Origin of the sequence: Sulfurospirillum diekertiae, assembly GCF_011769985.2 — a bacterium.
Taxonomy (GTDB): Bacteria; Campylobacterota; Campylobacteria; order Campylobacterales; family Sulfurospirillaceae; genus Sulfurospirillum; species Sulfurospirillum diekertiae.
The window spans coordinates 1,875,594-1,897,929 of the sequence record NZ_CP039734.2 but is presented as its reverse complement, the minus strand read 5'-3'; the positions used below and the strand labels follow the sequence as shown (position 1 = coordinate 1,897,929).

Sequence of the window (22,336 nt, the reverse complement as noted above, 5' to 3'; positions counted from 1 at the left end):
AATAGGTAAGCTATTAAGAGCGAATGGTGGATGCCTAGGCTGTAAGAGGCGATGAAGGACGTACTAGACTGCGATAAGTTGCGGGAGCTGTCAAGAAGCTTTGATCCGCAAATCCGAATGGGGCAACCCAACTGACAGGAATGTCAGTTACCCTGCGGGGAGCGAACCTGGTGAAGTGAAACATCTCAGTAGCCAGAGGAAGAGAAATCAAATAGAGATTCCGATAGTAGCGGCGAGCGAACTTGGAAGAGGGCAAACCAGATGCTTGCATCTGGGGTTGTAGGACTGCGTTTAGAATGATGATAGGTAGTAGAGTAACCTGGAAAGGTTAACCATAGCGGGTGATAGTCCCATATACGAAATCTAGATTCATCTTAGCAGTATCCTGAGTAGGGCGGAACACGTGGTATTCTGTCTGAAGCCGGGAGGACCACCTCCCAACCCTAAATACTACTTACAGACCGATAGTGAACCAGTACCGTGAGGGAAAGGTGAAAAGAACCCCAGTGAGGGGAGTGAAATAGAACCTGAAACCATTTGCTTACAATCATTCAGAGCCCTATGATTTATCAGGGTGATGGACTGCCTTTTGCATAATGAGCCTGCGAGTTGTGGTATCTGGCGAGGTTAAGAAAACTCGGAGCCGTAGCGAAAGCGAGTCTTAATAGGGCGAATTAGTCAGATGCTGCAGACCCGAAGCGAAGTGATCTATCCATGAGCAGGTTGAAGCTGGTGTAAGAGCTAGTGGAGGACCGAACTCATTGACGTTGAAAAGTCTCGGGATGACTTGTGGATAGGGGTGAAAGGCCAATCAAACTTCGTGATAGCTGGTTCTCTCCGAAATATATTTAGGTATAGCGTCATGTTGTAGTATACGGGGGTAGAGCACTGATTGGGCTAGGGCCTATACCAAGGTACCAAACCCTGTCAAACTCCGAATACCGTATATGTAATCATGGCAGTCAGGCGGCGGGTGATAAAATGCGTCGTCAAGAGGGGAACAACCCAGACTACCAGCTAAGGTCCCAAAGTGATAACTCAGTGGAAAACGATGTGGAGTTGCTCAAACAACCAGGAGGTTGGCTTAGAAGCAGCCATCCTTTAAAGAAAGCGTAACAGCTCACTGGTCTAGCGATTCTGCGCGGAAAATATAACGGGGCTAAAGTTATCCACCGAAGCTGTAGATTCTATTTTTAATAGAGTGGTAGGAGAGCGTTCTAGTCAGCATTGAAGGTGTACCGGTAAGGAGCGCTGGAGCGGCTAGAAGTGAGTATGCAGGCATGAGTAGCGATAAAACGGGTGAGAATCCCGTTCGCCGAAAACCCAAGGTTTCCTACGCGATGTTCGTCATCGTAGGGTTAGTCGGGACCTAAGTCGAGTCCGAAAGGGGTAGACGATGGAAAGTTGGTTAATATTCCAACACCAATTATAGAGCGCGATGGAAGGACGCTTAGGGCTAAACGAGGCAACTGATGGAATAGTTGTTCGAAGGGTGTAGATTAGATTACAGGCAAATCCGTAATCTTTTATTCGAGACCTGACAGGCACTTGATGCTCTTCGGAGTGGATGGTGAATCGTTGATGCCGTCGAGCCAAGAAAAGTTTCTAAGTATATCTGTAATTGCTCGTACCGTAAACCGACACAGGTGGGTGAGATGAGTATTCTAAGGCGCGTGGAAGAAACCTGGTTAAGGAACTCTGCAAAATAGCACCGTATCTTCGGTATAAGGTGTGCCTCCTTCTGTATATGGACTTGCTCCAAAAGGCGGAAAAGGTTGCAACAAAGAGTCCCTCCCGACTGTTTACCAAAAACACAGCACTCTGCTAACTCGTAAGAGGATGTATAGGTGTGACGCCTGCCCGGTGCTGGAAGGTTAATTGATGTGGTTAGCGCAAGCGAAGCCATTGATCGAAGCCCCAGTAAACGGCGGCCGTAACTATAACGGTCCTAAGGTAGCGAAATTCCTTGTCGATTAAATATCGACCTGCATGAATGGCGTAACGAGATGGGAGCTGTCTCGACCAGGAATCCAGTGAAATTGTAGTGGAGGTGAAAATTCCTCCTACCCGCGGCAAGACGGAAAGACCCCGTGGACCTTTACTATAGCTTGACACTGCTGTTGGGATAAAGATGTGCAGGATAGGTGGGAGGCTTTGAGAGTATGACGCCAGTTGTACTTGAGCCATTGTTGAGATACCACTCTTCTTTATTCTGATAGCTAACTGGGACATATTATCTATGTTCAGGACAATGTCTGGTGGGGTAGTTTGACTGGGGCGGTCGCCTCCTAAAAAGTAACGGAGGCTTACAAAGGTTGGCTCAGAACGGTTGGAAATCGTTCGCAGAGTATAATGGTACAAGCCAGCTTGACTGTGAGACATACACGTCGAGCAGAGACGAAAGTCGGTCATAGTGATCCGGTGGTTCTGTGTGGAAGGGCCATCGCTCAAAAGGATAAAAGGTACCCCGGGGATAACAGGCTGATCTCCCCCAAGAGCTCACATCGACGGGGAGGTTTGGCACCTCGATGTCGGCTCATCGCATCCTGGGGCTGGAGCAGGTCCCAAGGGTATGGCTGTTCGCCATTTAAAGCGGTACGCGAGCTGGGTTCAGAACGTCGTGAGACAGTTCGGTCCCTATCTGCCGTGGGCGTAGGAAAGTTGAGGAGAGTTAACCCTAGTACGAGAGGACCGGTTGAACGAACCACTGGTGTACGGGTTGTTCTGCCAAGAGCATCGCCCGGTAGCTATGTTCGGATGTGATACCGCTGAAAGCATCTAAGCGGGAAGCCACTCCAAGATTAACTTTCCCTGAAGACCTCATGAAGACTACATGTTTTGATAGGCTGGGTGTGTAATGGGTGAGAGCCCTTTAGCTGACCAGTACTAATAGGTCGTTTGGCTTACATATTATAACGTATGATAATGCTATTCACTTCCTTATTAAGTGTAAAGCGCTTTGTTGACTAGACAATACTAAAATCACCTGAAGAATGGTGAATTAAGCCTATTTCGCTATAATACGACATAGATTTAATTCACGATTCTGGTGGCTATAGAGAAGAGGAAACGCCCTGTCCCATTTCGAACCAGGAAGCTAAGCTCTTCATCGCCGATAATACTTTCCCTTACTGGGATGGAAACGTAGGTCGCTGCCAGTTCCGTGATTCTTCCTTTTACAACTCATCTTTTATCTCGTCTTATTCAAAAGCGGTATCCCTCTGATTATTCTCAATATAAAGCTTTATCATTGTCTGATAATAAATAATTATATGATCTCTCCTTATCTTTTTACACTTCTTTATCTCTCGTAGCTTTTTACTTGCCTAAAAAAATAAAGTGTATTTTTATCATGTTTAATAAGCGTAGCTTTTCTACTTTAAATTCAAATTTTTCTTTTTTCTTATCAAATTCTTCTATACATTGTCAGTCTTCTAATTGTAATAACAATGAAGCAAGAGACAGGATATACATATATATCAGCACAGAACTAATTTCTTTTAATGGTGAGATATATTTAATGTCTTTGTAAGGTGTAAGGATATATAATTTCGTCCTCGTTTGAGAAAGCGGGGTTAAAGAGAAGTACCCAAAGTAGGGGATAAGCTTCACGTTCATTACCATTTTAACAATGTCAAATTCAATCTTTGAAATCTAAATAAGCGACCTTAGTCAGTGACGCGAAAAAAGAGATTATCAACTCTTTATTAAAAAAAGAGATACTTTAAGTCAAATGAAGAACACTTCATAAAAATTTTATGGAGAGTTTGATCCTGGCTCAGAGTGAACGCTGGCGGCGTGCTTAACACATGCAAGTCGAACGGATGAAATAAGCTTGCTTATTTCGTTAGTGGCGCACGGGTGAGTAATGTATAGCTAACCTGCCCTTTAGTGGGGGACAACAGTTGGAAACGGCTGCTAATACCCCATACTCCAACTTATCGTAAGATAAGTTGGGAAAGATTTATCGCTAAAGGATGGGGCTTTATGGTATCAGCTAGTTGGTGGGGTAACGGCCTACCAAGGCAATGACGCCTACCTGGTCTGAGAGGATGATCAGGCACACTGGAACTGAGACACGGTCCAGACTCCTACGGGAGGCAGCAGTGGGGAATATTGCACAATGGAGGAAACTCTGATGCAGCAACGCCGCGTGGAGGATGACGCATTTCGGTGTGTAAACTCCTTTTATAAGGGAAGATAATGACGGTACCTTATGAATAAGCACCGGCTAACTCCGTGCCAGCAGCCGCGGTAATACGGAGGGTGCAAGCGTTACTCGGAATCACTGGGCGTAAAGGATGCGTAGGCTGGAGATCAAGTCGAGAGTGAAATCCAACGGCTCAACCGTTGAACTGCTCTCGAAACTGGTCACCTAGAATATGGGAGAGGTAGATGGAATTGGTGGTGTAGGGGTAAAATCCGTAGATATCACCAGGAATACCGATTGCGAAGGCGATCTACTGGAACATTATTGACGCTGAGGCATGAAAGCGTGGGGAGCAAACAGGATTAGATACCCTGGTAGTCCACGCCCTAAACGATGCACACTAGTTGTTGCGATGCTAGTCATTGCAGTAATGCACTTAACAGATTAAGTGTGCCGCCTGGGGAGTACGGTCGCAAGATTAAAACTCAAAGGAATAGACGGGGACCCGCACAAGCGGTGGAGCATGTGGTTTAATTCGAAGATACACGAAGAACCTTACCTGGCCTTGATATCCTAAGAATCCTGCAGAGATGTGGGAGTGCTAGTTTACTAGAACTTAGAGACAGGTGCTGCACGGCTGTCGTCAGCTCGTGTCGTGAGATGTTGGGTTAAGTCCCGCAACGAGCGCAACCCTCGTGATTAGTTGCTAACAGTTCGGCTGAGCACTCTAATCAGACTGCCTTCGTAAGGAGGAGGAAGGTGAGGACGACGTCAAGTCATCATGGCCCTTATGGCCAGGGCTACACACGTGCTACAATGGCTAGGACAAAGAGACGCGATACTGCGAAGTGGAGCAAATCTTAAAACCTAGTCTCAGTTCGGATTGGAGTCTGCAACTCGACTCCATGAAGCTGGAATCGCTAGTAATCGTAGATCAGATATGCTACGGTGAATACGTTCCCGGGTCTTGTACTCACCGCCCGTCACACCATGGGAGTTGAATTCACCCGAAGCCGGAATACTAAACTAGTTACCGACCACGGTGGGTTCAGCGACTGGGGTGAAGTCGTAACAAGGTAACCGTAGGAGAACCTGCGGTTGGATCACCTCCTTTCTAGAGTATTGGGGCACTATCTCACAATGGTGCTCCGGCGAGCACAGCTAGGGAAGCTTATTTAGTTTTGAGAGATTGAATGAAGACAAGAAAAGATTCTGCTGACAACGTCAGCTGGCTTTAGTACCTTAGCGGTTAGCGTAGGTAAAGGAGTTTAGCTTCTTGAGCGTTGTAAGAGATAGAGGGGCTTATAGCTCAGGTGGTTAGAGCGTACCCCTGATAAGGGTAAGGTCAGAGGTTCGAGTCCTCTTAAGCCCACCATGGGGAATTAGCTCAGCTGGGAGAGCGCCTGCTTTGCACGCAGGAGGTCAGCGGTTCGATCCCGCTATTCTCCACCATTTTATCAAAAATGGTGAAAGATTGTATCAAGACATTGTTAGTGAAAATGAGGACACAACGTCTAATATAAGAACAATTGTGGTTGTTTTTATATTAGACTTTTTAGTCTAAATGTTATTTAATTTATTATTGTCAAAGTCAACAAAACGCAAAAAAACAATTTACAACTTGTTAGATGGTTTACATTTAATAAGGGAGTGAAATGTGCATTAGAATACGAATAGGTAAGCTATTAAGAGCGAATGGTGGATGCCTAGGCTGTAAGAGGCGATGAAGGACGTACTAGACTGCGAAAAGTTGCGGGGAGCTGTCAAGAAGCTTTGATCCGCAAATATCCGAATGGGGCAACCCAACTGACAGGAATGTCAGTTACCCTGCGGGGAGCGAACCTGGTGAAGTGAAACATCTCAGTAGCCAGAGGAAGAGAAATCAAATAGAGATTCCGATAGTAGCGGCGAGCGAACTTGGAAGAGGGCAAACCAGATGCTTGCATCTGGGGTTGTAGGACTGCGTTGTAGAATGATGATAGGTAGTAGAGTAACCTGGAAAGGTTAACCATAGCGGGTGATAGTCCCATATACGAAATCTAGATTCATCTTAGCAGTATCCTGAGTAGGGCGGAACACGTGGTATTCTGTCTGAAGCCGGGAGGACCACCTCCCAACCCTAAATACTACTTACAGACCGATAGTGAACCAGTACCGTGAGGGAAAGGTGAAAAGAACCCCAGTGAGGGGAGTGAAATAGAACCTGAAACCATTTGCTTACAATCATTCAGAGCCCTATGATTTATCAGGGTGATGGACTGCCTTTTGCATAATGAGCCTGCGAGTTGTGGTATCTGGCGAGGTTAAGAAAACTCGGAGCCGTAGCGAAAGCGAGTCTTAATAGGGCGAATTAGTCAGATGCTGCAGACCCGAAGCGAAGTGATCTATCCATGAGCAGGTTGAAGCTGGTGTAAGAGCTAGTGGAGGACCGAACTCATTGACGTTGAAAAGTCTCGGGATGACTTGTGGATAGGGGTGAAAGGCCAATCAAACTTCGTGATAGCTGGTTCTCTCCGAAATATATTTAGGTATAGCGTCATGTTGTAGTATACGGGGGTAGAGCACTGATTGGGCTAGGGCCTATACCAAGGTACCAAACCCTGTCAAACTCCGAATACCGTATATGTAATCATGGCAGTCAGGCGGCGGGTGATAAAATGCGTCGTCAAGAGGGGAACAACCCAGACTACCAGCTAAGGTCCCAAAGTGATAACTCAGTGGAAAACGATGTGGAGTTGCTCAAACAACCAGGAGGTTGGCTTAGAAGCAGCCATCCTTTAAAGAAAGCGTAACAGCTCACTGGTCTAGCGATTCTGCGCGGAAAATATAACGGGGCTAAAGTTATCCACCGAAGCTGTAGATTCTATTTTTAATAGAGTGGTAGGAGAGCGTTCTAGTCAGCATTGAAGGTGTACCGGTAAGGAGCGCTGGAGCGGCTAGAAGTGAGTATGCAGGCATGAGTAGCGATAAAACAGGTGAGAATCCTGTTCGCCGAAAACCCAAGGTTTCCTACGCGATGTTCGTCATCGTAGGGTTAGTCGGGACCTAAGTCGAGTCCGAAAGGGGTAGACGATGGAAAGTTGGTTAATATTCCAACACCAATTATAGAGCGCGATGGAAGGACGCTTAGGGCTAAACGAGGCAACTGATGGAATAGTTGTTCGAAGGGTAGATTAGATACAGGCAAATCCGTATCTTTATTCGAGACCTGACAGGCACTTGATGCTCTTCGGAGTGGATGGTGAATCGTTGATGCCGTCGAGCCAAGAAAAGTTTCTAAGTATATCTGTAATTGCTCGTACCGTAAACCGACACAGGTGGGTGAGATGAGTATTCTAAGGCGCGTGGAAGAAACCTGGTTAAGGAACTCTGCAAAATAGCACCGTATCTTCGGTATAAGGTGTGCCTCCTTCTGTATATGGACTTGCTCCAAAAAGCGGAAAAGGTTGCAACAAAGAGTCCCTCCCGACTGTTTACCAAAAACACAGCACTCTGCTAACTCGTAAGAGGATGTATAGGGTGTGACGCCTGCCCGGTGCTGGAAGGTTAATTGATGTGGTTAGCGCAAGCGAAGCCATTGATCGAAGCCCCAGTAAACGGCGGCCGTAACTATAACGGTCCTAAGGTAGCGAAATTCCTTGTCGATTAAATATCGACCTGCATGAATGGCGTAACGAGATGGGAGCTGTCTCGACCAGGAATCCAGTGAAATTGTAGTGGAGGTGAAAATTCCTCCTACCCGCGGCAAGACGGAAAGACCCCGTGGACCTTTACTATAGCTTGACACTGCTGTTGGGATAAAGATGTGCAGGATAGGTGGGAGGCTTTGAGGATGTGACGCCAGTTGCATCTGAGCCATTGTTGAGATACCACTCTTCTTTATTCTGATAGCTAACTGGGACATATTATCTATGTTCAGGACAATGTCTGGTGGGTAGTTTGACTGGGGCGGTCGCCTCCTAAAAAGTAACGGAGGCTTACAAAGGTTGGCTCAGAACGGTTGGAAATCGTTCGCAGAGTATAATGGTACAAGCCAGCTTGACTGTGAGACATACACGTCGAGCAGAGACGAAAGTCGGTCATAGTGATCCGGTGGTTCTGTGTGGAAGGGCCATCGCTCAAAGGATAAAAGGTACCCCGGGGATAACAGGCTGATCTCCCCCAAGAGCTCACATCGACGGGGAGGTTTGGCACCTCGATGTCGGCTCATCGCATCCTGGGGCTGGAGCAGGTCCCAAGGGTATGGCTGTTCGCCATTTAAAGCGGTACGCGAGCTGGGTTCAGAACGTCGTGAGACAGTTCGGTCCCTATCTGCCGTGGGCGTAGGAAAGTTGAGGAGAGTTAACCCTAGTACGAGAGGACCGGGTTGAACGAACCACTGGTGTACGGGTTGTTCTGCCAAGAGCATCGCCCGGTAGCTATGTTCGGATGTGATAACCGCTGAAAGCATCTAAGCGGGAAGCCAACTCCAAGATTAACTTTCCCTGAAGACCTCATGAAGACTACATGTTTGATAGGCTGGGTGTGTAATGGGTGAGAGCCCTTTAGCTGACCAGTACTAATAGGTCGTTTGGCTTACATATTATAACGTATGATAATGCTATTTCACTTCCTTATTAAGTGTAAAGCGCTTTGTTGACTAGACAATACTAAAATCACCTGAAGAATGGTGAATTAAGCCTATTTCGCTATAATGCGACATAGATTTAATTCACGATTCTGGTGGCTATAGAGAAGAGGAAACGCCCTGTCCCATTTCGAACCAGGAAGCTAAGCTCTTCATCGCCGATAATACTTTCCCTTACTGGGATGGAAACGTAGGTCGCTGCCAGTTCCGTGATTCTTCCTTTTACAACTCATCATCTCGTCTTATTCAAAGGCGCTATCCCTTGAAAAAAAATCAATCAAAAGCTTATTTCTTTGCCATTTCTGCTGTTTTACTGTGGTCTACGGTTGCAAGTGCTTTTAAATTATCCTTAGCCTATTTTGATGCCTTAAACCTTCTTCTTTATGCCTCTTTTTTTTCCTTATGTGTATTTTCCTGTGCGATGGGATATCAACGCAAATTTTATATTTTATTTTTATATTCAAAAAAAACCTATTTTAAACTTGCTTTGTTGGGGCTTATAAACCCGTTTATCTACTATTTAGTCTTGTTTCATGCGTATGAGCTATTGCCTGCACAAGAGGCTCAGCCTATCAATTATACATGGGCATTAACGTTAACCTATCTCTCTGTTTTTATTTTAAAACAAAAAATAAGTGTTTATGACTTTCTAGCAGGGCTTATTTGCTATTTTGGTGTTCTCATTATTTCGACACATGGTGATCTCTGGGGTTTCTCTTTTTATAGTCTTACAGGTGTTTTTCTAGCTCTTTTTTCAACAGTCTTATGGTCATTGTATTGGATTTATAATACCAAGTTACATGTAGATCCGCTGGTAGGTCTTTTTATCAATTTTCTTTTTGGTGTCCCTGCAATTTTATTTTACGCTCTTATCACGTCTCATCCTTTGGTGTTTAATATCCATGGTTTTTTAGGCTCGGCATATGTCGGTATTTTTGAGATGGGTATTACGTTTATTTTATGGCTACAAGCGATGAAGCTGAGTACCAATACAGCAAAAATTGCAAATCTTATTTTTATTTCTCCTTTTTTGTCTTTAGTGTTTATTTCTATTTTTGTTGGAGAAGTGATTCTTTTTTCAACATATATAGGTTTGATTTTTATTATAATAGGCTTATTATTACAACAAAGAGTTAAGAAGGTTGACAGATGAAAAAATGGATTTGTGTTTTAATCATATTTCTATTAGGCACACTCTCATTGCACGCTGATTTTTTGGAAGCTGAACGTAAAAAGGCACTTAACGAAAAAAAATTAATTTTACTAAGTGTGACAAAAGAGTTTTGCCCTTATTGTATTAAAATGGAAAAAGATGTCTTTGAAAATGCACTATATCGTAATCAGATTGAAAAAAAATATTTACATGTAACTATCAATCGAGAAAATCCCGAGTTACCTCAAGCCTTACATGTAAAGTATTTTCCTACCAATTTGATCTTATCGCCAAAAGATCTTAAAATTATAGATGATTTTGCTGGATACATTGAACCTGTGAGTTTTATTGAGCTTCTAGATGAAGTCTATGAGCAAGAATTTAAGTAATTTTTGTATATTTTAAAACAAGATAAGCGATAAGGGTTGCAAACGTGAGGCGTAAGCCTACCATAATCCATAGATTGGCTCCAAAGATAACAAAAAGGAGCGTATCTTCAATAATTGCATGACAGATCATTAAATAGGTACCAATAAATAAAATTTCTCGTTTTTGTAAAATCCCTTTTTCATATTCTGCAATTAATATACCAGCACCATAAGTGATTCCTAAAATTACACCGACCAAAATTGAAAAACCACTATTCACTTTTTGCGAGTGTTTTTCAATCATGTGAAGTGATTTAATGAAGTCAAGAACGAAAATAAGTGTCGTAACCAGTAGAATAACTTTTAGTGATAGCGAAAGTGATTCATACAAAGAATTTTGTAACAGATCACTGAGCGAATGATACAAAGGGTGTGATGGTACCATCGCTTCTTGGCTTAGTTCATTAGAAAACCAACTCTGAGGAAGTTTTGAGGTTAATCCTCCTACCAGTAATCCAGCACAAAGCCTTAAAAGAATGGAATATACTCTTGAAATACCTAATCGTTTCATAATTTCTGTTTCGACAATAAGGGCATGTGCTATACCTAAAAAGACGGCTAGGACAGTCCATTCTTTTGGGCTAAGTCCTAGAGGTGCTGCAAAGGCAATAGCTGCATAAAGATTGAGAAAAAGTCCACTCACAATGGAAAGAGCGGTTTCCTGAGGGAGTCCTAAAAGTGCGACCAGTGGTTTAAAAATAAAGGTAATATACGAAAGAAGATTGTAATAGAAGAGGATATCTGCCAAAATGTAAATAGGTACAATGAGCTTCAAAATCGTCCAAGAACTTTTTAATGATGTTTGAAGTGATCTTTGTAGACTAAATGACATTTTGGCCCTTTTTTTAATACTTAATTTATCTTAGCTAAGATATAATACCGACCTCAAACAAATATGTGCGCTCGTAGCTCAGCTGGATAGAGCATCGGTTTGCGGTACCGGAGGTCAGGGATTCGAATTCCTTCGGGCGCACCACTTCGTTTAAAATGAAACCCCTTAAATAGGCACTTAACACACATACTACATCTTAGAGACAATATTCAATTAATGCCCGAACTATAGCTATATCACCCTAAAAAGTCAAGTTTTTATCAAGTTTGTGTATGGATTCGTGTAGAGATTTGCCAAATACACCGGAGGTATTTAGTTACCTTTTGTATAGGTAAAGACTAAAGGTGTCTTCATGCTATATACCACATAAGAATTAACAATAAACTCTTTAGCCATAGGTGTCTTGATGAAGAACCCAAGTCGTGTTACACCTCGTTTGGTCGACATGGTTGCTTTGTGTGGTATACCTAAGTTGAATTTTAAGATGTTAAGGTGCCATCAATCGCTAGATGACACCTTACCTTTACCCACAATACTCAAACACATCACCATCCACTTCAAAATAATTCCCATCATAATCAAGCTCCCTCGCCACTCCTTCATAGTCAATATGATTGGCAATAATCGGTGGCAATTTATCAAGTTCATAACATTCTTGAAGCAGACAATACGCTACATCTTCAAGTGTTTGGTTTTCATGGATAATGACATCATCACTTCTTTGGATAGCATCGTCCATGTCATAAGTAAATTGTTCACTCAAGAGAAAAGCTACTGCTTTTTGTTGAGCAACACTTAGTTCAAAGAGTTTGCCAACATCGTCATTTAAGTCCCAAGGACTATCGTATTCTTCGACATCAAAGATACTTTTACCTTTCCACGAATAATCGGTAATAAAGATTTCTTCATGGGTTGAGTCTGACTTACAAGCGTATTCGCCTTCACTTAGAACTTCACTGATTGCCATATAAAGCTCTTTACCACTTAGGGGCAAAGTGATCCATTTGCCTATTAAAAAACCATTATTGTAGGCACATAGGTCTGTTATAAATATTTCTAGCATTAGATATCCTTTTTGATTTTGTTATTGATTGTAGAGCCACTGGAGAGTTTCCAATGGCTTATGAAGTCGTTACGCTGCCTTATCCATGTAAGTCACTACAAAGTAGTTTATCACTGAACCAAACAAAGTCTCAATCGCTCGCTTAAGTGCTCTTGTTTCTGCTCTTGCATTCATAAAATGCATGCCACCATTTCCCTTGAGCTCACTAAGCTCACAAATACCAAACGATTCTGCTTGCCTTGAGAGTGAACCAGTTGTGATAGTAAGCACACCTAGTATTTTTGAATAAGCTGTTGTCATTTCTGCTTCTTTAATATGCCAACTGTAGCTTAGTGGTAAACTTGAGAGTATTTTAATTAAAGCATCTCTTTTGGCTTCCCATACACCATTGATTTGAACAAAGTCTGTTCGAGCCAATAAGTTAAACGCTTTAACTTTAGTGGTCTTGATAAGCTCTGTATCTTTTGCATCGGCGGAGAGAATAATCTCTCCTGTTTTGTAATCGATTTCTAAAATCTCTGCTTGAGCCGTTTCTTGTTGTTGGCGATAGTGTTCACTTACTTTTCCCATTAGGCTACCTCCAGTAACGTATCATCTAGGTCTGTTATAGTGGTTCTACGCTTATTGATTTTCAGTTTCTTGGCTTGAGATTCTTTTATCATCTCGATGGTGCAATACTGACTTATCAATTCCACATAATCGCCCGCCTTGTAAGATTCTAGTAAGGCATCTGTATCGATAACCTTTTTATAAAATCCTGCTTCAATGAGTGGTTTATCGTTAATGACAGTGAGTTTGAGTTTAGATGAAGGTATTGGATTAGTGATGGTAATAGAGCTAATTCTTGTTCCCTCTAGTCTTGAAATACCATAGTCAGAAAATATCTGAGCACCAAGTGTAAGCGATATTTCTTTGGCACTTTTAAGCACATCCTTGAGGGCTCTAAGCTCTTTTATCTCATCGTCAATACTCTGTAGCCTATCATCAATAGAAGCGATGCTAAGCCCTAGATAATCACATTTACGGGTGAAGTCCTTATCGGACTCCAACACTTCTTTAAATCTCATTTTAAGCCAATCAACATTGTTTGCATTGGCACTCTCGACGTCTTTTTCTAACTGATAGCGAATGGTTTTCATAGGGTATTCCTTTGCATTAATGTTGATAGTTTGGTGGGAGAGAAATAGATATCTCGCTCAACGCTTAAACCAAGTGAGCCTTTGATACTTTGCAGTTCATCTAAACTAAAATAGCCTAGTTCCATTTCAAAGCCATCTACCAAACCAAAGAATATACGCTCTTGTGCGTCATACTCTGTGGCATACCATGTCCATGAAGCATCAGGCGTAAAGAACTTCACTATGGCGTGTGCTTCATAACCTAAAGCATCATTAGAATACAGTGGTGGCAGTTTGGCTTCAAGCTCTTTGGTTAGGAGTTTCATACGACACCCCCTAAGCCACAATAGGTACTGTTGTTGATTGGCTCAATGCCTCTTCTTTGCAAGATGGTAACAACATCATCTTGAATGATTTCATTGAAAGTTAAATCATTAAGTCCTAAGCCATACTTGGCTAAACTGTGTTCAAATGTACTTGAATGTATATCCGTAGTAGGTGCTCTAACACCTGCTACAACTTTTGGTTCAAACTTCTCATACCACCCAAACAGCTCATCCAAATACTTCTGTAAGGTCATATTCTGATACTGTTTTGGTATCAACGCTAAATCTTGTGCATGCATAGCACACGCTCCTATGATGAGATAGAGAAAATAGATTTCTCTTCATCACACTGGTTTGAACATTACTCATGATAAATATAAATGGTTTTTCAATAAGAGGTTGATTGTAGAGGGTAAGGTTTTATGTTGAGGGAGGATATTTCAAATTAATTGCAAAGCAATTATACGCTTATTTGCTTAAAGTAATATGATATCAATTATCAATAATGTAACTAAAGAGATGTACTATCCTTGAGCGTTTAAGTGTAGAAGGAGATATTACTCTCCCTTTACTCTTGCTTCCAAATCGTCTAAGATTCGATTGGCACTGTTGTCGTATATCTTCTCGATTCTTCCTTGTGTTGGCTTTGAACCAAACATGTATAAAACCAATAGAACAGGTGTTGCTACTAAGAGCGTGATAATAGTAAACATTGGAACTCCTTGTGATTTAATTTCATCACACTAGATAGATATTATTGATGGTAAGTAATTCTTTTTATGGATTAGACCTAGAGGGCTATGGGAAACTTATGTTTTGAGAAATAGGAGTATATGCCTACAAAAACTGCGCGATGTATTTTTGAAAAGTGAGTGAGTTTAGAGGGTATCTGTGTTAATTAAATCTTTAATATCACATTCAAGGATATAAGCGATTTTATAAAGATGCTCCAAGTTGAAGTGTTGTTTTTTGAGATAAAGTTCGCCTTGAGAAATAAGACCAACAGATTTATGACCTAACGCTTGTGCCAAAGCCAATTGACTGTATCCTTTTGGTTCACGCAACTTTTTAACGTTTCTTACAATTTGCAGATGGAACGCATCAATAACTTCAGTTGTCACATCTTCAATATTTTTCAATAGGCTTTCTCAATTGTTAAGGATAGCTTCAATTCTATTGAGATACCATTATTCTTTCAACTAGTAATCACTATGTAATAATTAAATTACTATACAAGGGGATATATTATGCAAAAATGGTTCGATAGCTTAACAATGAAGCAAGTTTACTTTTTGCGTTTTTTAGGTGTATGTGCTTTCCCATTTATATTTTTTTTTGGCTTAGGTTTATTATATGTTGCACCATGGATTTATTTAGAATTAGGTAGCAAAATATCCAAACAAGATAGGAGCTAAGTAACAATGAATTTATTCAAATCATTTTGTTTTTTGTCTATTTTAATGACACCATTTGTTTCAGCAGCTGATTTTCAAGATAAGTATCTGTCATGTACTCTTGTTGATGATAATGGTAAGACAATTTCGGAAAGAGAAGCCAAAGGAAGGAATGAATTTAACATTGATGTTGTATTTAAGCAAAGTGAAGCAATATTCAAAAATGAGACATTTCCATATAGTACAACAACAAATGGTGGTGATAGATATTCTAAATGTAACTTATTTAGGGGGTGTGAAAAACTTATCTTTAATTCCTCTTCTAATATCTTCTTTTTTATTGAGACTAATACAGAAGGTAAAGCTACAAGTCAGTCTTTATACAAATGCACTTCTCGTGACAAAACATTATTTGATACCGGAAGTGAAATGAAGTTAAAGTTGAAATCGTTGTTTTAGGTAGGAATCTATGGTTAAAAATATCTTTATTTCAATAGTTCTAACATCAATTGGATTTTTAGCAGGATATATTGTTGGTGGTGCTTTATCTTTTTACTTTGTCGGAAAATTAAGTTTTGTAGGAATGTACATAGTTGCGGTGCCACTCCTGTTTAATTGGCTATATTTTAAAAAGAATTGGCTTTTAAATTATGGTGCATTGTTATTTATCGGTGCAACATTGCTGGGGCTTGCATCTAAATAAAGAATCATGAAGTAAAAAATGCCAGTTTAAACTTTAGAAACAAAGGATAATTGCATGATAAAAAAAGTGTTGCTGATGATATGTATTATGTTTAATTCTTGTTTGATTGCTAAAGACCTGCCTCTTGCATGTAGCGAAAGTGAATTGTCGTGGCTAAAAGAGAAAATAAATAATAAAAGTAGATATTTTCTTTTGACAGAAGATGACGAATGGGGATTCTTCTTTGGAGATACTACCAGTGTTGTTGTTGATAAAGAACATCAATTAATTCAATTCTTAATGATAGAAATTTACACTAACACAGCTTTTAAAAATGCTCCTGCTTCTGTGAAAAAAAATGTGATTTATGGATACTCGAAACGACTTAGATTGGTTAGTTTTGGAAAAAATAATGCAATTAATTTATCTTCTACGTTATATGACTGCTCTGGAAAAGTAATTGAATCTAACGATAATCGTAAAACAATAGATATCGAAAAAGACAGCATTATGGAAAGAATAGCCAATACACTAAAGCAAAGATATAAGCACTATTTTTGATGTAGTTTTTGTTTCGTTATCTTGGTACTTGTTTCTTTGGGGTTTCTTAAAAATAACATAGTAGGTACAAAATGGCAAATGTGTTTAGCGAAACATGGCAAGAAACATTATCTGATATAAAAAAAGTAATGCCTGAAAATTTAAAAGATAATCTAATCAAAAATAAAAAACTTTATATGACTTCCATTGTGCTTTTGATTGCAGTAGAAGTTCTTTTGTTAACTGGAGTTTTAAGCATTATTTTTAAATAAATTTGTGAAATATTTAAATTTAAAGGAGAATGATTTATGGTTTATGGATTCGTATTTTTTTTATTTTCAGTAGTTTTTTTTATCATTAAGCTTGCTTTGAAGGGTGCAGACAAAGTAACAGATATAGCTGCAGATGCTTATAGGGCAGTTAATCATAGAACCTATAATCAGTATTGTTCAAAATGCAATGCTGAAAATAAGCATGATGCCAATTTTTGTACAAAATGTGGTGAAATTCTAAAAAATTATCAGGAGTTATTAACTCAAAAAGCATTAAAAGACTTTGAAAAAAAACTAGAGGAATTGTAAATGGAAATAGTTTTAATCGTTATTGTCTTGATTTTACTATTTATTGTATTTAGTAAAGTTTCTAGTAAAAATAGTAAAGAACTAATATATCCACTTATTGTGCAATCTCTTAACACAGAAAAACCAATTGAAATAAGTGATAAGCATTACAGTGCTGCTGAGCGGTTTTCAATAGACAATGGTGGCAATGCAAAAAATAATAACATATGTTGGGCAACCTTACAGATTTTTGGGAAAGAGGTATTTGTAAATTTTGTCAAAGTTCCTTCAAATGGTACTTTTGTAATTACAGCTAGTTATATGACTATAACAATGGAACAAGGTATAAATGAGCTGATAACAAAAATAACTGAAATTGCTAGTAAGTAAAAGTTGCATTCAGTGTCAGCTAGATTCTTTTACAAAATTGTCTTATAAAATAAAAATTAATAAGGGGAGATAAGTGATGTTTGGCAATCTATTTGGTTTATCGGAAGCAACGAAGAATAATATTGATAATGGTCTTTTGTCTATATTGGATGATGGTGGATTAAACACATGTTTTAGGGGTTTAGACTATAAAGATGCTTTAAAATATGCAGAAAAGTACGGTACCATAACTAATCGAAGCGACTATTATATTGAGTTTGTTATGACGCTAAATAACAAAAAAATAAATGTTACATTAAACAAACAACCATTTGATGAAAAAAGGTATGCAATTTTCGGAGCGACCTCTTTATAGTGAAATAAATCGCCTTTAACCACAGCGTCATTATAAAGTAGTTGTACCGTAGGCGTGGCGCCCAAGCGAAGCTTAAGCGTAGTGCGGGGATGCCAAAGCCGAAGGGTATTAAAATGTTAAAAAATAATTATTTCCATTTTTGGCGGAGCCCTATATAAATAAAAAATCTTCTTATAGAGTACCACCAAATTTGGATTACCTAAATTTTTCGAATATACTTGCTTGCTCTCTTTTTAGCTCTTCCTTTTGAACCAAGTTCTTTTTTGGTTAAAATTTCATAACCAGTTATTTTTAATTTTTCTTCGAAATCTTTTGCATTAATAATATCGCCATAACTTCTTCCATTGATATTTAAAGTATTTCTTGGCTCATATATTGATATTTCATCCCCATGCATTAAATGAGATTCAAGATACAGCAATATGGATTGCAAGTGACCTTTTTTTAGTTCTGCAACTGTAAGCAAACCTTCGACATCCCAATCTTTAATAGAAATATTCAACATTTGCTGGCGTATAAGAGTTACATGCTCATCAAAATCAAAAACAGGCAAAGTAAGATAAATATTTGCACTTTCACAACCACCATCGCTTGATATGATTTTTCTCACTCTAATGCGATTGATAGCTTGTATAATTTCTGATGAAATATCGGAGGTACTAATTGCATGATTAAGCACTTTTTGGTTTTCTCCAAATGCTATTTCTTCATTACTTGCAATATTTACTCTGTTTTGTGAAAAAGATTTTGGTTTATGATTTAAGCCTATGATAACGCATGTATCAAACTCTTTCCAAGTATTTAGACCCGTTATGGCACCCCAATGCGAAATTTTGATATCCTTATCGCTGTAAGTATTACGAATAATTTGACTGACAATAGCCTCATTTTCTTTATGGCAAATAATTAAAGTTTGCTTTCCAAAAATGATAGATTTTAAAATACTGTTAATATTTTTTTCTTGGATGCTTCCTTTACCAGTGTTGGTTGGAACTAAATGTAGTGTAACCGCATCATAGTTTCTTACTTTATCAAATTTTTCTATTTTTGCGAGATCATTATGATACTTTGCTCTAATATTATATATTTGATTAACATCTGCAGTTGCATCAAAACAAACTAGACTCTTTTTTGGGGTACTATCAATAACATGGTTGTAAGAATAATCTCCTTTATTTGCAGTAATATATACTTGGTTTCCTACTAATTTTTCAAGATTATTGAGAGTTTTAATAATATCATTGCGTATAAGTCGGTCTTTGCTTGAATCATCTCGCTTTGTCAAAATTGCATTGTATTTGATAGTGCTATTGCGAGTAAGAATTTCTTTTAAATAATTGTATTTTAAACCTAAAATATTGTGGATTCGTTGTCCATGATATGAAGGAAACATACTCGGATGCATTTGCTCCAAAGGAATGTCGTATGATTTTTCAGAGTTAATCAATTTAGTACCACCACCACACTCTTGAACAAGTAACATTAAAATTTCTTTTTCGTACTTGAGCATTTCAAAATCATTTTGGAATTGTCTATCCTTTTGAAACTTTTTCCATTTTGATAACTCTGTAAAGATATTAATAGCAATATCTATATCTTTTTTACTAATAGATATTTCTTTGAGAGTATCGAGCGCTTCATCAATAATAACAAGGTCTCTGTCAGCAACTAATTCATCCCATTTTTCTCCACCATCAAAATTTCTTCTGTAAAATTCATGCGAAACAACTACAATTTGATACTGACTGGCTTCTTCTATAGTTGTGCTATTTTTAGTATGAAATGCTGATGCTCTTTTATCTCCAGATTCATTGTTTATGGCTTGTGCTATCCTGTCGGCTTCATCAGTAAGGTTTGTACTAACTAGAACTTTGATATGTTTTGGCAATAAAGAACAATAAGTAATTTGACACTCAGTTTTTCCTGAGCCAGTTACTGCTGAAACAATATATTTGACAATTTTTACTTTGTGCTTATTGCTTATTGCTACCTGATTCATAGTTACGCAATTTAATTCCCATGTTTTTAATAATTGTGGTGTAATGATATTTCCAAAGCTCAACCATTTTTTACTAAATAATTCTATAAATTTCTTTACTGTAACTGGTTCTATTACTGAATCAATTGATTTTTTTACGATTTCCATAACACTAGTCATTAGAAACGCCTTGTACTTGATTTAACTCAAGCCATTTGTCAATTAGTAAACGGTCATATCGTATATATTTTTTTCCTATTTTTGTATATGGTAATGTCGAGTTGTTGCTAGCCATCCTCATTTTTGCTTGTGCAGATTTTGAGAAACCATAAACTGTTTCCAACTCTATTGGCGAAAGCCATCTTTTTTGTTCAACCACTATATTCATAATAAAACCTTTTGATTCTTTCTATGCACAGAAAGAATTTTTTATTCCCAATTGGTTCTAAAATTTTAGTTTAATTTATGCTTTTTTTTATAGAGTTATACATCAGTATATTGATGTGTAATGGATATTTTGATTGGCTTGTTTAGTATATTTTAGGAGCGATTATATGTCATAAACAAGGTGAGAGTAGTGATTCATCTCATCAAAGATGAAAATTGATAATGTGAAGTACGCTAATTTTTTCTGTAGCCCTTCATTGGTATTTGCAAGGTGCTTCTGTAATTCACATGAATTTTGAATTTTTTTATTTAAATCTTCTTTATTTTTAGGCATTCTCGATTTATTTGGTTCTCTAGTAGGCAAAAGAATATCTAGGATATATTTTATTTCATCTTGATTTATATGAAAATGTTGATGAAGTATATATGCTAGGTAGTATACTACCCTCGATGGTTTTGGAAGCATGTAAATGATGTTTTTTTCTAGCGATAGTTTTAAAATCTTTTTAGATGCATGTTTATATTGTTTAGCCATGTTACTATAATTATTTTCGGAAATACCTGCTTCTTTAATTAAATCTAAAAGCGTGTAAGCTTCATATAAAAGTAGCTGTATTTCTTCTCCTATATCGAATTCTCCTATAGCTTCTTTTACAGTTTTATATGATATTGTAGGATGTTTTCGAATAATATTGTCGATAGCTTTATAGTAAATTTCATTTATTGAATGATTTAATATTTTACATATCAATTCCATATCTTCTTTCATTATATTGACTTTGCATTAAAATTTTAGATGCTTTTCATAAAAAGTAAGGTTATCAAATCTCATCTTAAATATTTACATTTAATAAATTTACAAAACAACAAAGAGGTAATATCAGTTTTAATTGTGAACAAAGAGAATTTGATGTCCATAAATTCTTAATATTACGCGCATGACTCTTGAAAAGTATAAATATCCACCAGATAAGCAAGTTGAAACACTAGATGCGGTGATGAAACAAGCAGAAGTGTTGAGTGACGAGTGGAGTAGGTAAAAGATATCCTCTATGAGACCTTATATATTATTTCTCAAAGTTGAGTTTGTCTATAGCCTTCTTAAGTATTTTCAATGGATATCTACTTGCATATCTCCCCATAGTCATACCGCTGTGAGCGTGTCCTAATATCTCTGAAATGACTAAAGAATCCACTCTCTTGAATTTTAACTCAGTGGCTAAAGTGTGCCTAAGTGAGTATAAGACTTTTTTAGTATCTGTGGTGATGTGTTCTCTGATGAGGGTGTTCACTCGTTTACTAAAGTTCTCGAGGTCAGGTAGTTGGCTCAAGAGGTCTATATTGATACTGTGGTGGATGGGGATAATACGATAAGAGGCTTTTGTCTTGAGTCTTAATGTTTTACTACTCAAATCAAAACAATCAAGTCCTTCTATCTTGTTAATCTTTGCCTTTGCTAGTTCAGATAGTCTCATACCACTGTAGGCTAGAGCTTTGATACCATTGTGAAAAACTAATTCATCTTTGCTAAGTTCAAACAGTTGTTTAATCTCTTGAGCGGTCAAAGGTAATCTTTCCGTGATAGCATCGTTACTTGTAACTGTTCCTAGAGTTGTAGTAGGGTTCTTTCTCATGAAATCATTCTCAGTACAAAAGGTATAAAACTTACGAGTCCATTTGATGTATTTGTTAAGTGTCGTTGTGCTAATGGCTTCTTCTGCAAGTGGTGTAATCTTCATAAGCTCTTTAACACTCATATCTCTATACTTTTGGATATTCCTTTTAGGTAGTTTGGTAAGCACCTCTCTAAGATTGAGGATACCTTCTAAGTTCATATTCTCCACTGGCATACGCTTAGGGACAATATGAGAAAATATATTGAGCATAAAAGAGGATACTTCGTTGTACTGCACTTTACTTGTTGTAGGTTTATAGTTCTTCAAAAAGAGGTCTATAGCTTTTTCATTACTCATCTTTGCGGATGAATTAGGTTGTGACATGAGGTCTTTAGTTGAAGTACTTATCTTGAGGACATCTCGCATATATGTTTCGACTAACTCTTGTATTTGATAGTCGGTCAATAATGTTGTGCGAGTTATGAGGTCAATACTTTGATAAGGAGATATAAAAGAGAAAGCTACTTGTTTAGCTTCTTGATATTTTTTAGTACCTAATGATTTGATGATTTCATGTCTATTAAAGTAGGGTAACAGTCTATTGGCTACCCTTATTCTAACTTGATAAATGTCATGTTTATTCTTAGAAAGATATTGCACCTTAGACTCACTTTTGTGTATCTCTTAGGTGTAGTCTATATGCTTTAAACGCCTATATTTAGAGCTTTGCGTAACCT

The 22,336-nt window shown here is 38.4% G+C and carries 23 protein-coding genes, 3 tRNA genes and 5 rRNA genes; 19 read left to right on the top strand and 12 right to left on the bottom strand.

All coding sequences use genetic code 11. The annotated features are described in order from the left end of the window. Positions 1-3 precede the first annotated feature (3 nt). From FA584_RS09720 to FA584_RS09680, 9 genes are all read left to right on the top strand, one after another. Positions 4-2,911: ribosomal RNA gene (locus FA584_RS09720) — 23S ribosomal RNA — on the top strand. A gap of 134 nt (positions 2,912-3,045) precedes the next feature. Then, a 5S ribosomal RNA gene (rrf, locus tag FA584_RS09715) occupies positions 3,046-3,161 on the top strand. Positions 3,162-3,755: 594 nt separating this feature from the next. Then, positions 3,756-5,264, top strand: a 16S ribosomal RNA gene (locus FA584_RS09710). Between the two features lie 184 nt (positions 5,265-5,448). After that, positions 5,449-5,525, top strand: a tRNA-Ile gene (locus FA584_RS09705). Position 5,526: 1 nt separating this feature from the next. Next, a tRNA-Ala gene (locus FA584_RS09700) sits at positions 5,527-5,602 on the top strand. 223 nt (positions 5,603-5,825) lie between these two features. Continuing rightward, a 23S ribosomal RNA gene (locus tag FA584_RS09695) occupies positions 5,826-8,733 on the top strand. 135 nt (positions 8,734-8,868) lie between these two features. Next, positions 8,869-8,984, top strand: a 5S ribosomal RNA gene (gene rrf, locus FA584_RS09690). Together the 16S, 23S and 5S rRNA genes with 2 tRNA genes alongside form the textbook arrangement of a ribosomal RNA operon. Before the next feature lie 55 nt (positions 8,985-9,039). Continuing rightward, the gene (locus tag FA584_RS09685) at positions 9,040-9,930 is read left to right on the top strand and encodes a DMT family transporter (RefSeq protein WP_167749310.1); all 891 of its coding nucleotides are present in this window, start codon (positions 9,040-9,042) and stop codon (positions 9,928-9,930) included. After that, positions 9,927-10,319: a thioredoxin fold domain-containing protein gene (locus FA584_RS09680; protein WP_167749309.1), complete on the top strand. Its 393-nt coding sequence runs from the start codon at positions 9,927-9,929 to the stop codon at positions 10,317-10,319. Before FA584_RS09685 ends, FA584_RS09680 begins: the two co-directional genes overlap by 4 nt. Here the strand turns inward: FA584_RS09680 and FA584_RS09675 are convergent. Beyond that, positions 10,312-11,190 carry a nucleoside recognition domain-containing protein gene (locus FA584_RS09675; protein ID WP_167749308.1) on the bottom strand — a complete coding sequence of 293 codons (879 nt, stop codon included), beginning with the start codon at positions 11,188-11,190 and terminating at the stop codon, positions 10,312-10,314. The genes FA584_RS09680 and FA584_RS09675 overlap by 8 nt on opposite strands. Before the next feature lie 67 nt (positions 11,191-11,257). Here FA584_RS09675 and FA584_RS09670 point away from each other — a divergent pair. Next, a tRNA-Arg gene (locus tag FA584_RS09670) sits at positions 11,258-11,334 on the top strand. A gap of 379 nt (positions 11,335-11,713) precedes the next feature. Here the strand turns inward: FA584_RS09670 and FA584_RS09665 are convergent. The 7 genes from FA584_RS09665 to FA584_RS09635 form a co-directional block, all read right to left on the bottom strand. Beyond that, positions 11,714-12,253 (bottom strand): antirestriction protein ArdA, encoded by a 540-nt coding sequence (locus FA584_RS09665; RefSeq protein ID WP_167749307.1) that lies wholly within the window; start codon positions 12,251-12,253, stop codon positions 11,714-11,716. 69 nt (positions 12,254-12,322) lie between these two features. Then, positions 12,323-12,823 carry a hypothetical protein gene (locus FA584_RS09660; RefSeq protein ID WP_167749306.1) on the bottom strand — a complete coding sequence of 167 codons (501 nt, stop codon included), beginning with the start codon at positions 12,821-12,823 and terminating at the stop codon, positions 12,323-12,325. Beyond that, a complete protein-coding gene (locus FA584_RS09655) occupies positions 12,823-13,392 on the bottom strand; it encodes a hypothetical protein (RefSeq protein ID WP_167749305.1) in 570 nt (189 codons plus the stop codon). The genes FA584_RS09660 and FA584_RS09655 overlap by 1 nt, the downstream gene beginning before the upstream one ends. Then, positions 13,389-13,697, bottom strand: coding sequence for a DUF2958 domain-containing protein (locus FA584_RS09650; protein WP_167749304.1), 309 nt, complete (start codon positions 13,695-13,697; stop codon positions 13,389-13,391). The genes FA584_RS09655 and FA584_RS09650 overlap by 4 nt, the downstream gene beginning before the upstream one ends. Continuing rightward, positions 13,694-13,996, bottom strand: a complete 303-nt coding sequence (locus tag FA584_RS09645) for a hypothetical protein (RefSeq protein WP_167749303.1) — start codon at positions 13,994-13,996, stop codon at positions 13,694-13,696. The genes FA584_RS09650 and FA584_RS09645 overlap by 4 nt, the downstream gene beginning before the upstream one ends. Positions 13,997-14,254: 258 nt before the next feature. Beyond that, complete coding sequence (locus FA584_RS09640) at positions 14,255-14,410, bottom strand: hypothetical protein (RefSeq protein WP_167749302.1); 156 nt, start codon at positions 14,408-14,410, stop codon at positions 14,255-14,257. A 165-nt stretch (positions 14,411-14,575) separates the two neighbouring features. Continuing rightward, positions 14,576-14,836 carry a helix-turn-helix domain-containing protein gene (locus FA584_RS09635; protein WP_167749301.1) on the bottom strand — a complete coding sequence of 87 codons (261 nt, stop codon included), beginning with the start codon at positions 14,834-14,836 and terminating at the stop codon, positions 14,576-14,578. A gap of 108 nt (positions 14,837-14,944) precedes the next feature. Here FA584_RS09635 and FA584_RS09630 point away from each other — a divergent pair, with 108 nt between their 5' ends. The 8 genes from FA584_RS09630 (at position 14,945) to FA584_RS09595 (ending at position 17,618) form a co-directional block, all read left to right on the top strand. Beyond that, positions 14,945-15,112 (top strand): hypothetical protein, encoded by a 168-nt coding sequence (locus FA584_RS09630; RefSeq protein ID WP_167749300.1) that lies wholly within the window; start codon positions 14,945-14,947, stop codon positions 15,110-15,112. 6 nt (positions 15,113-15,118) lie between these two features. After that, positions 15,119-15,550, top strand: coding sequence for a hypothetical protein (locus FA584_RS09625; protein ID WP_167749299.1), 432 nt, complete (start codon positions 15,119-15,121; stop codon positions 15,548-15,550). Between the two features lie 10 nt (positions 15,551-15,560). Further along, the gene (locus tag FA584_RS09620; protein ID WP_167749298.1) at positions 15,561-15,794 is read left to right on the top strand and encodes a hypothetical protein; all 234 of its coding nucleotides are present in this window, start codon (positions 15,561-15,563) and stop codon (positions 15,792-15,794) included. Positions 15,795-15,848: 54 nt separating this feature from the next. Then, positions 15,849-16,334: a hypothetical protein gene (locus tag FA584_RS09615; RefSeq protein ID WP_167749297.1), complete on the top strand. Its 486-nt coding sequence runs from the start codon at positions 15,849-15,851 to the stop codon at positions 16,332-16,334. A gap of 71 nt (positions 16,335-16,405) precedes the next feature. Next, positions 16,406-16,585 carry a hypothetical protein gene (locus FA584_RS09610; RefSeq protein WP_167749296.1) on the top strand — a complete coding sequence of 60 codons (180 nt, stop codon included), beginning with the start codon at positions 16,406-16,408 and terminating at the stop codon, positions 16,583-16,585. A 36-nt stretch (positions 16,586-16,621) separates the two neighbouring features. Continuing rightward, positions 16,622-16,894 (top strand): zinc ribbon domain-containing protein, encoded by a 273-nt coding sequence (locus tag FA584_RS09605; protein WP_167749295.1) that lies wholly within the window; start codon positions 16,622-16,624, stop codon positions 16,892-16,894. Then, entirely contained in the window at positions 16,895-17,263 is a 369-nt protein-coding gene (locus tag FA584_RS09600) for a hypothetical protein (RefSeq protein WP_167749294.1), read from the top strand. 73 nt (positions 17,264-17,336) lie between these two features. After that, entirely contained in the window at positions 17,337-17,618 is a 282-nt protein-coding gene (locus tag FA584_RS09595) for a hypothetical protein (RefSeq protein ID WP_167749293.1), read from the top strand. A gap of 199 nt (positions 17,619-17,817) precedes the next feature. On the opposite strand, the gene FA584_RS09590 is transcribed toward FA584_RS09595, so the two are convergent. The 3 genes from FA584_RS09590 to FA584_RS09580 form a co-directional block, all read right to left on the bottom strand. Continuing rightward, positions 17,818-19,776, bottom strand: a complete 1,959-nt coding sequence (locus tag FA584_RS09590) for a DEAD/DEAH box helicase (RefSeq protein WP_167749292.1) — start codon at positions 19,774-19,776, stop codon at positions 17,818-17,820. Then, entirely contained in the window at positions 19,769-19,984 is a 216-nt protein-coding gene (locus tag FA584_RS09585; protein ID WP_167749291.1) for a hypothetical protein, read from the bottom strand. Before FA584_RS09585 ends, FA584_RS09590 begins: the two co-directional genes overlap by 8 nt. 162 nt (positions 19,985-20,146) lie before the next feature. Then, complete coding sequence (locus tag FA584_RS09580) at positions 20,147-20,752, bottom strand: hypothetical protein (RefSeq protein WP_167749290.1); 606 nt, start codon at positions 20,750-20,752, stop codon at positions 20,147-20,149. Positions 20,753-20,921: 169 nt separating this feature from the next. Here FA584_RS09580 and FA584_RS14905 point away from each other — a divergent pair, with 169 nt between their 5' ends. Beyond that, positions 20,922-21,023, top strand: a complete 102-nt coding sequence (locus FA584_RS14905; protein ID WP_167749289.1) for a type I restriction enzyme endonuclease domain-containing protein — start codon at positions 20,922-20,924, stop codon at positions 21,021-21,023. 27 nt (positions 21,024-21,050) lie between these two features. Here FA584_RS14905 and FA584_RS09570 read toward each other — a convergent pair whose 3' ends face one another. After that, on the bottom strand, positions 21,051-22,259 hold the full coding sequence (locus FA584_RS09570) for a DUF6538 domain-containing protein (protein ID WP_167749288.1): 1,209 nt from the start codon (positions 22,257-22,259) through the stop codon (positions 21,051-21,053). Positions 22,260-22,336 lie beyond the last annotated feature (77 nt).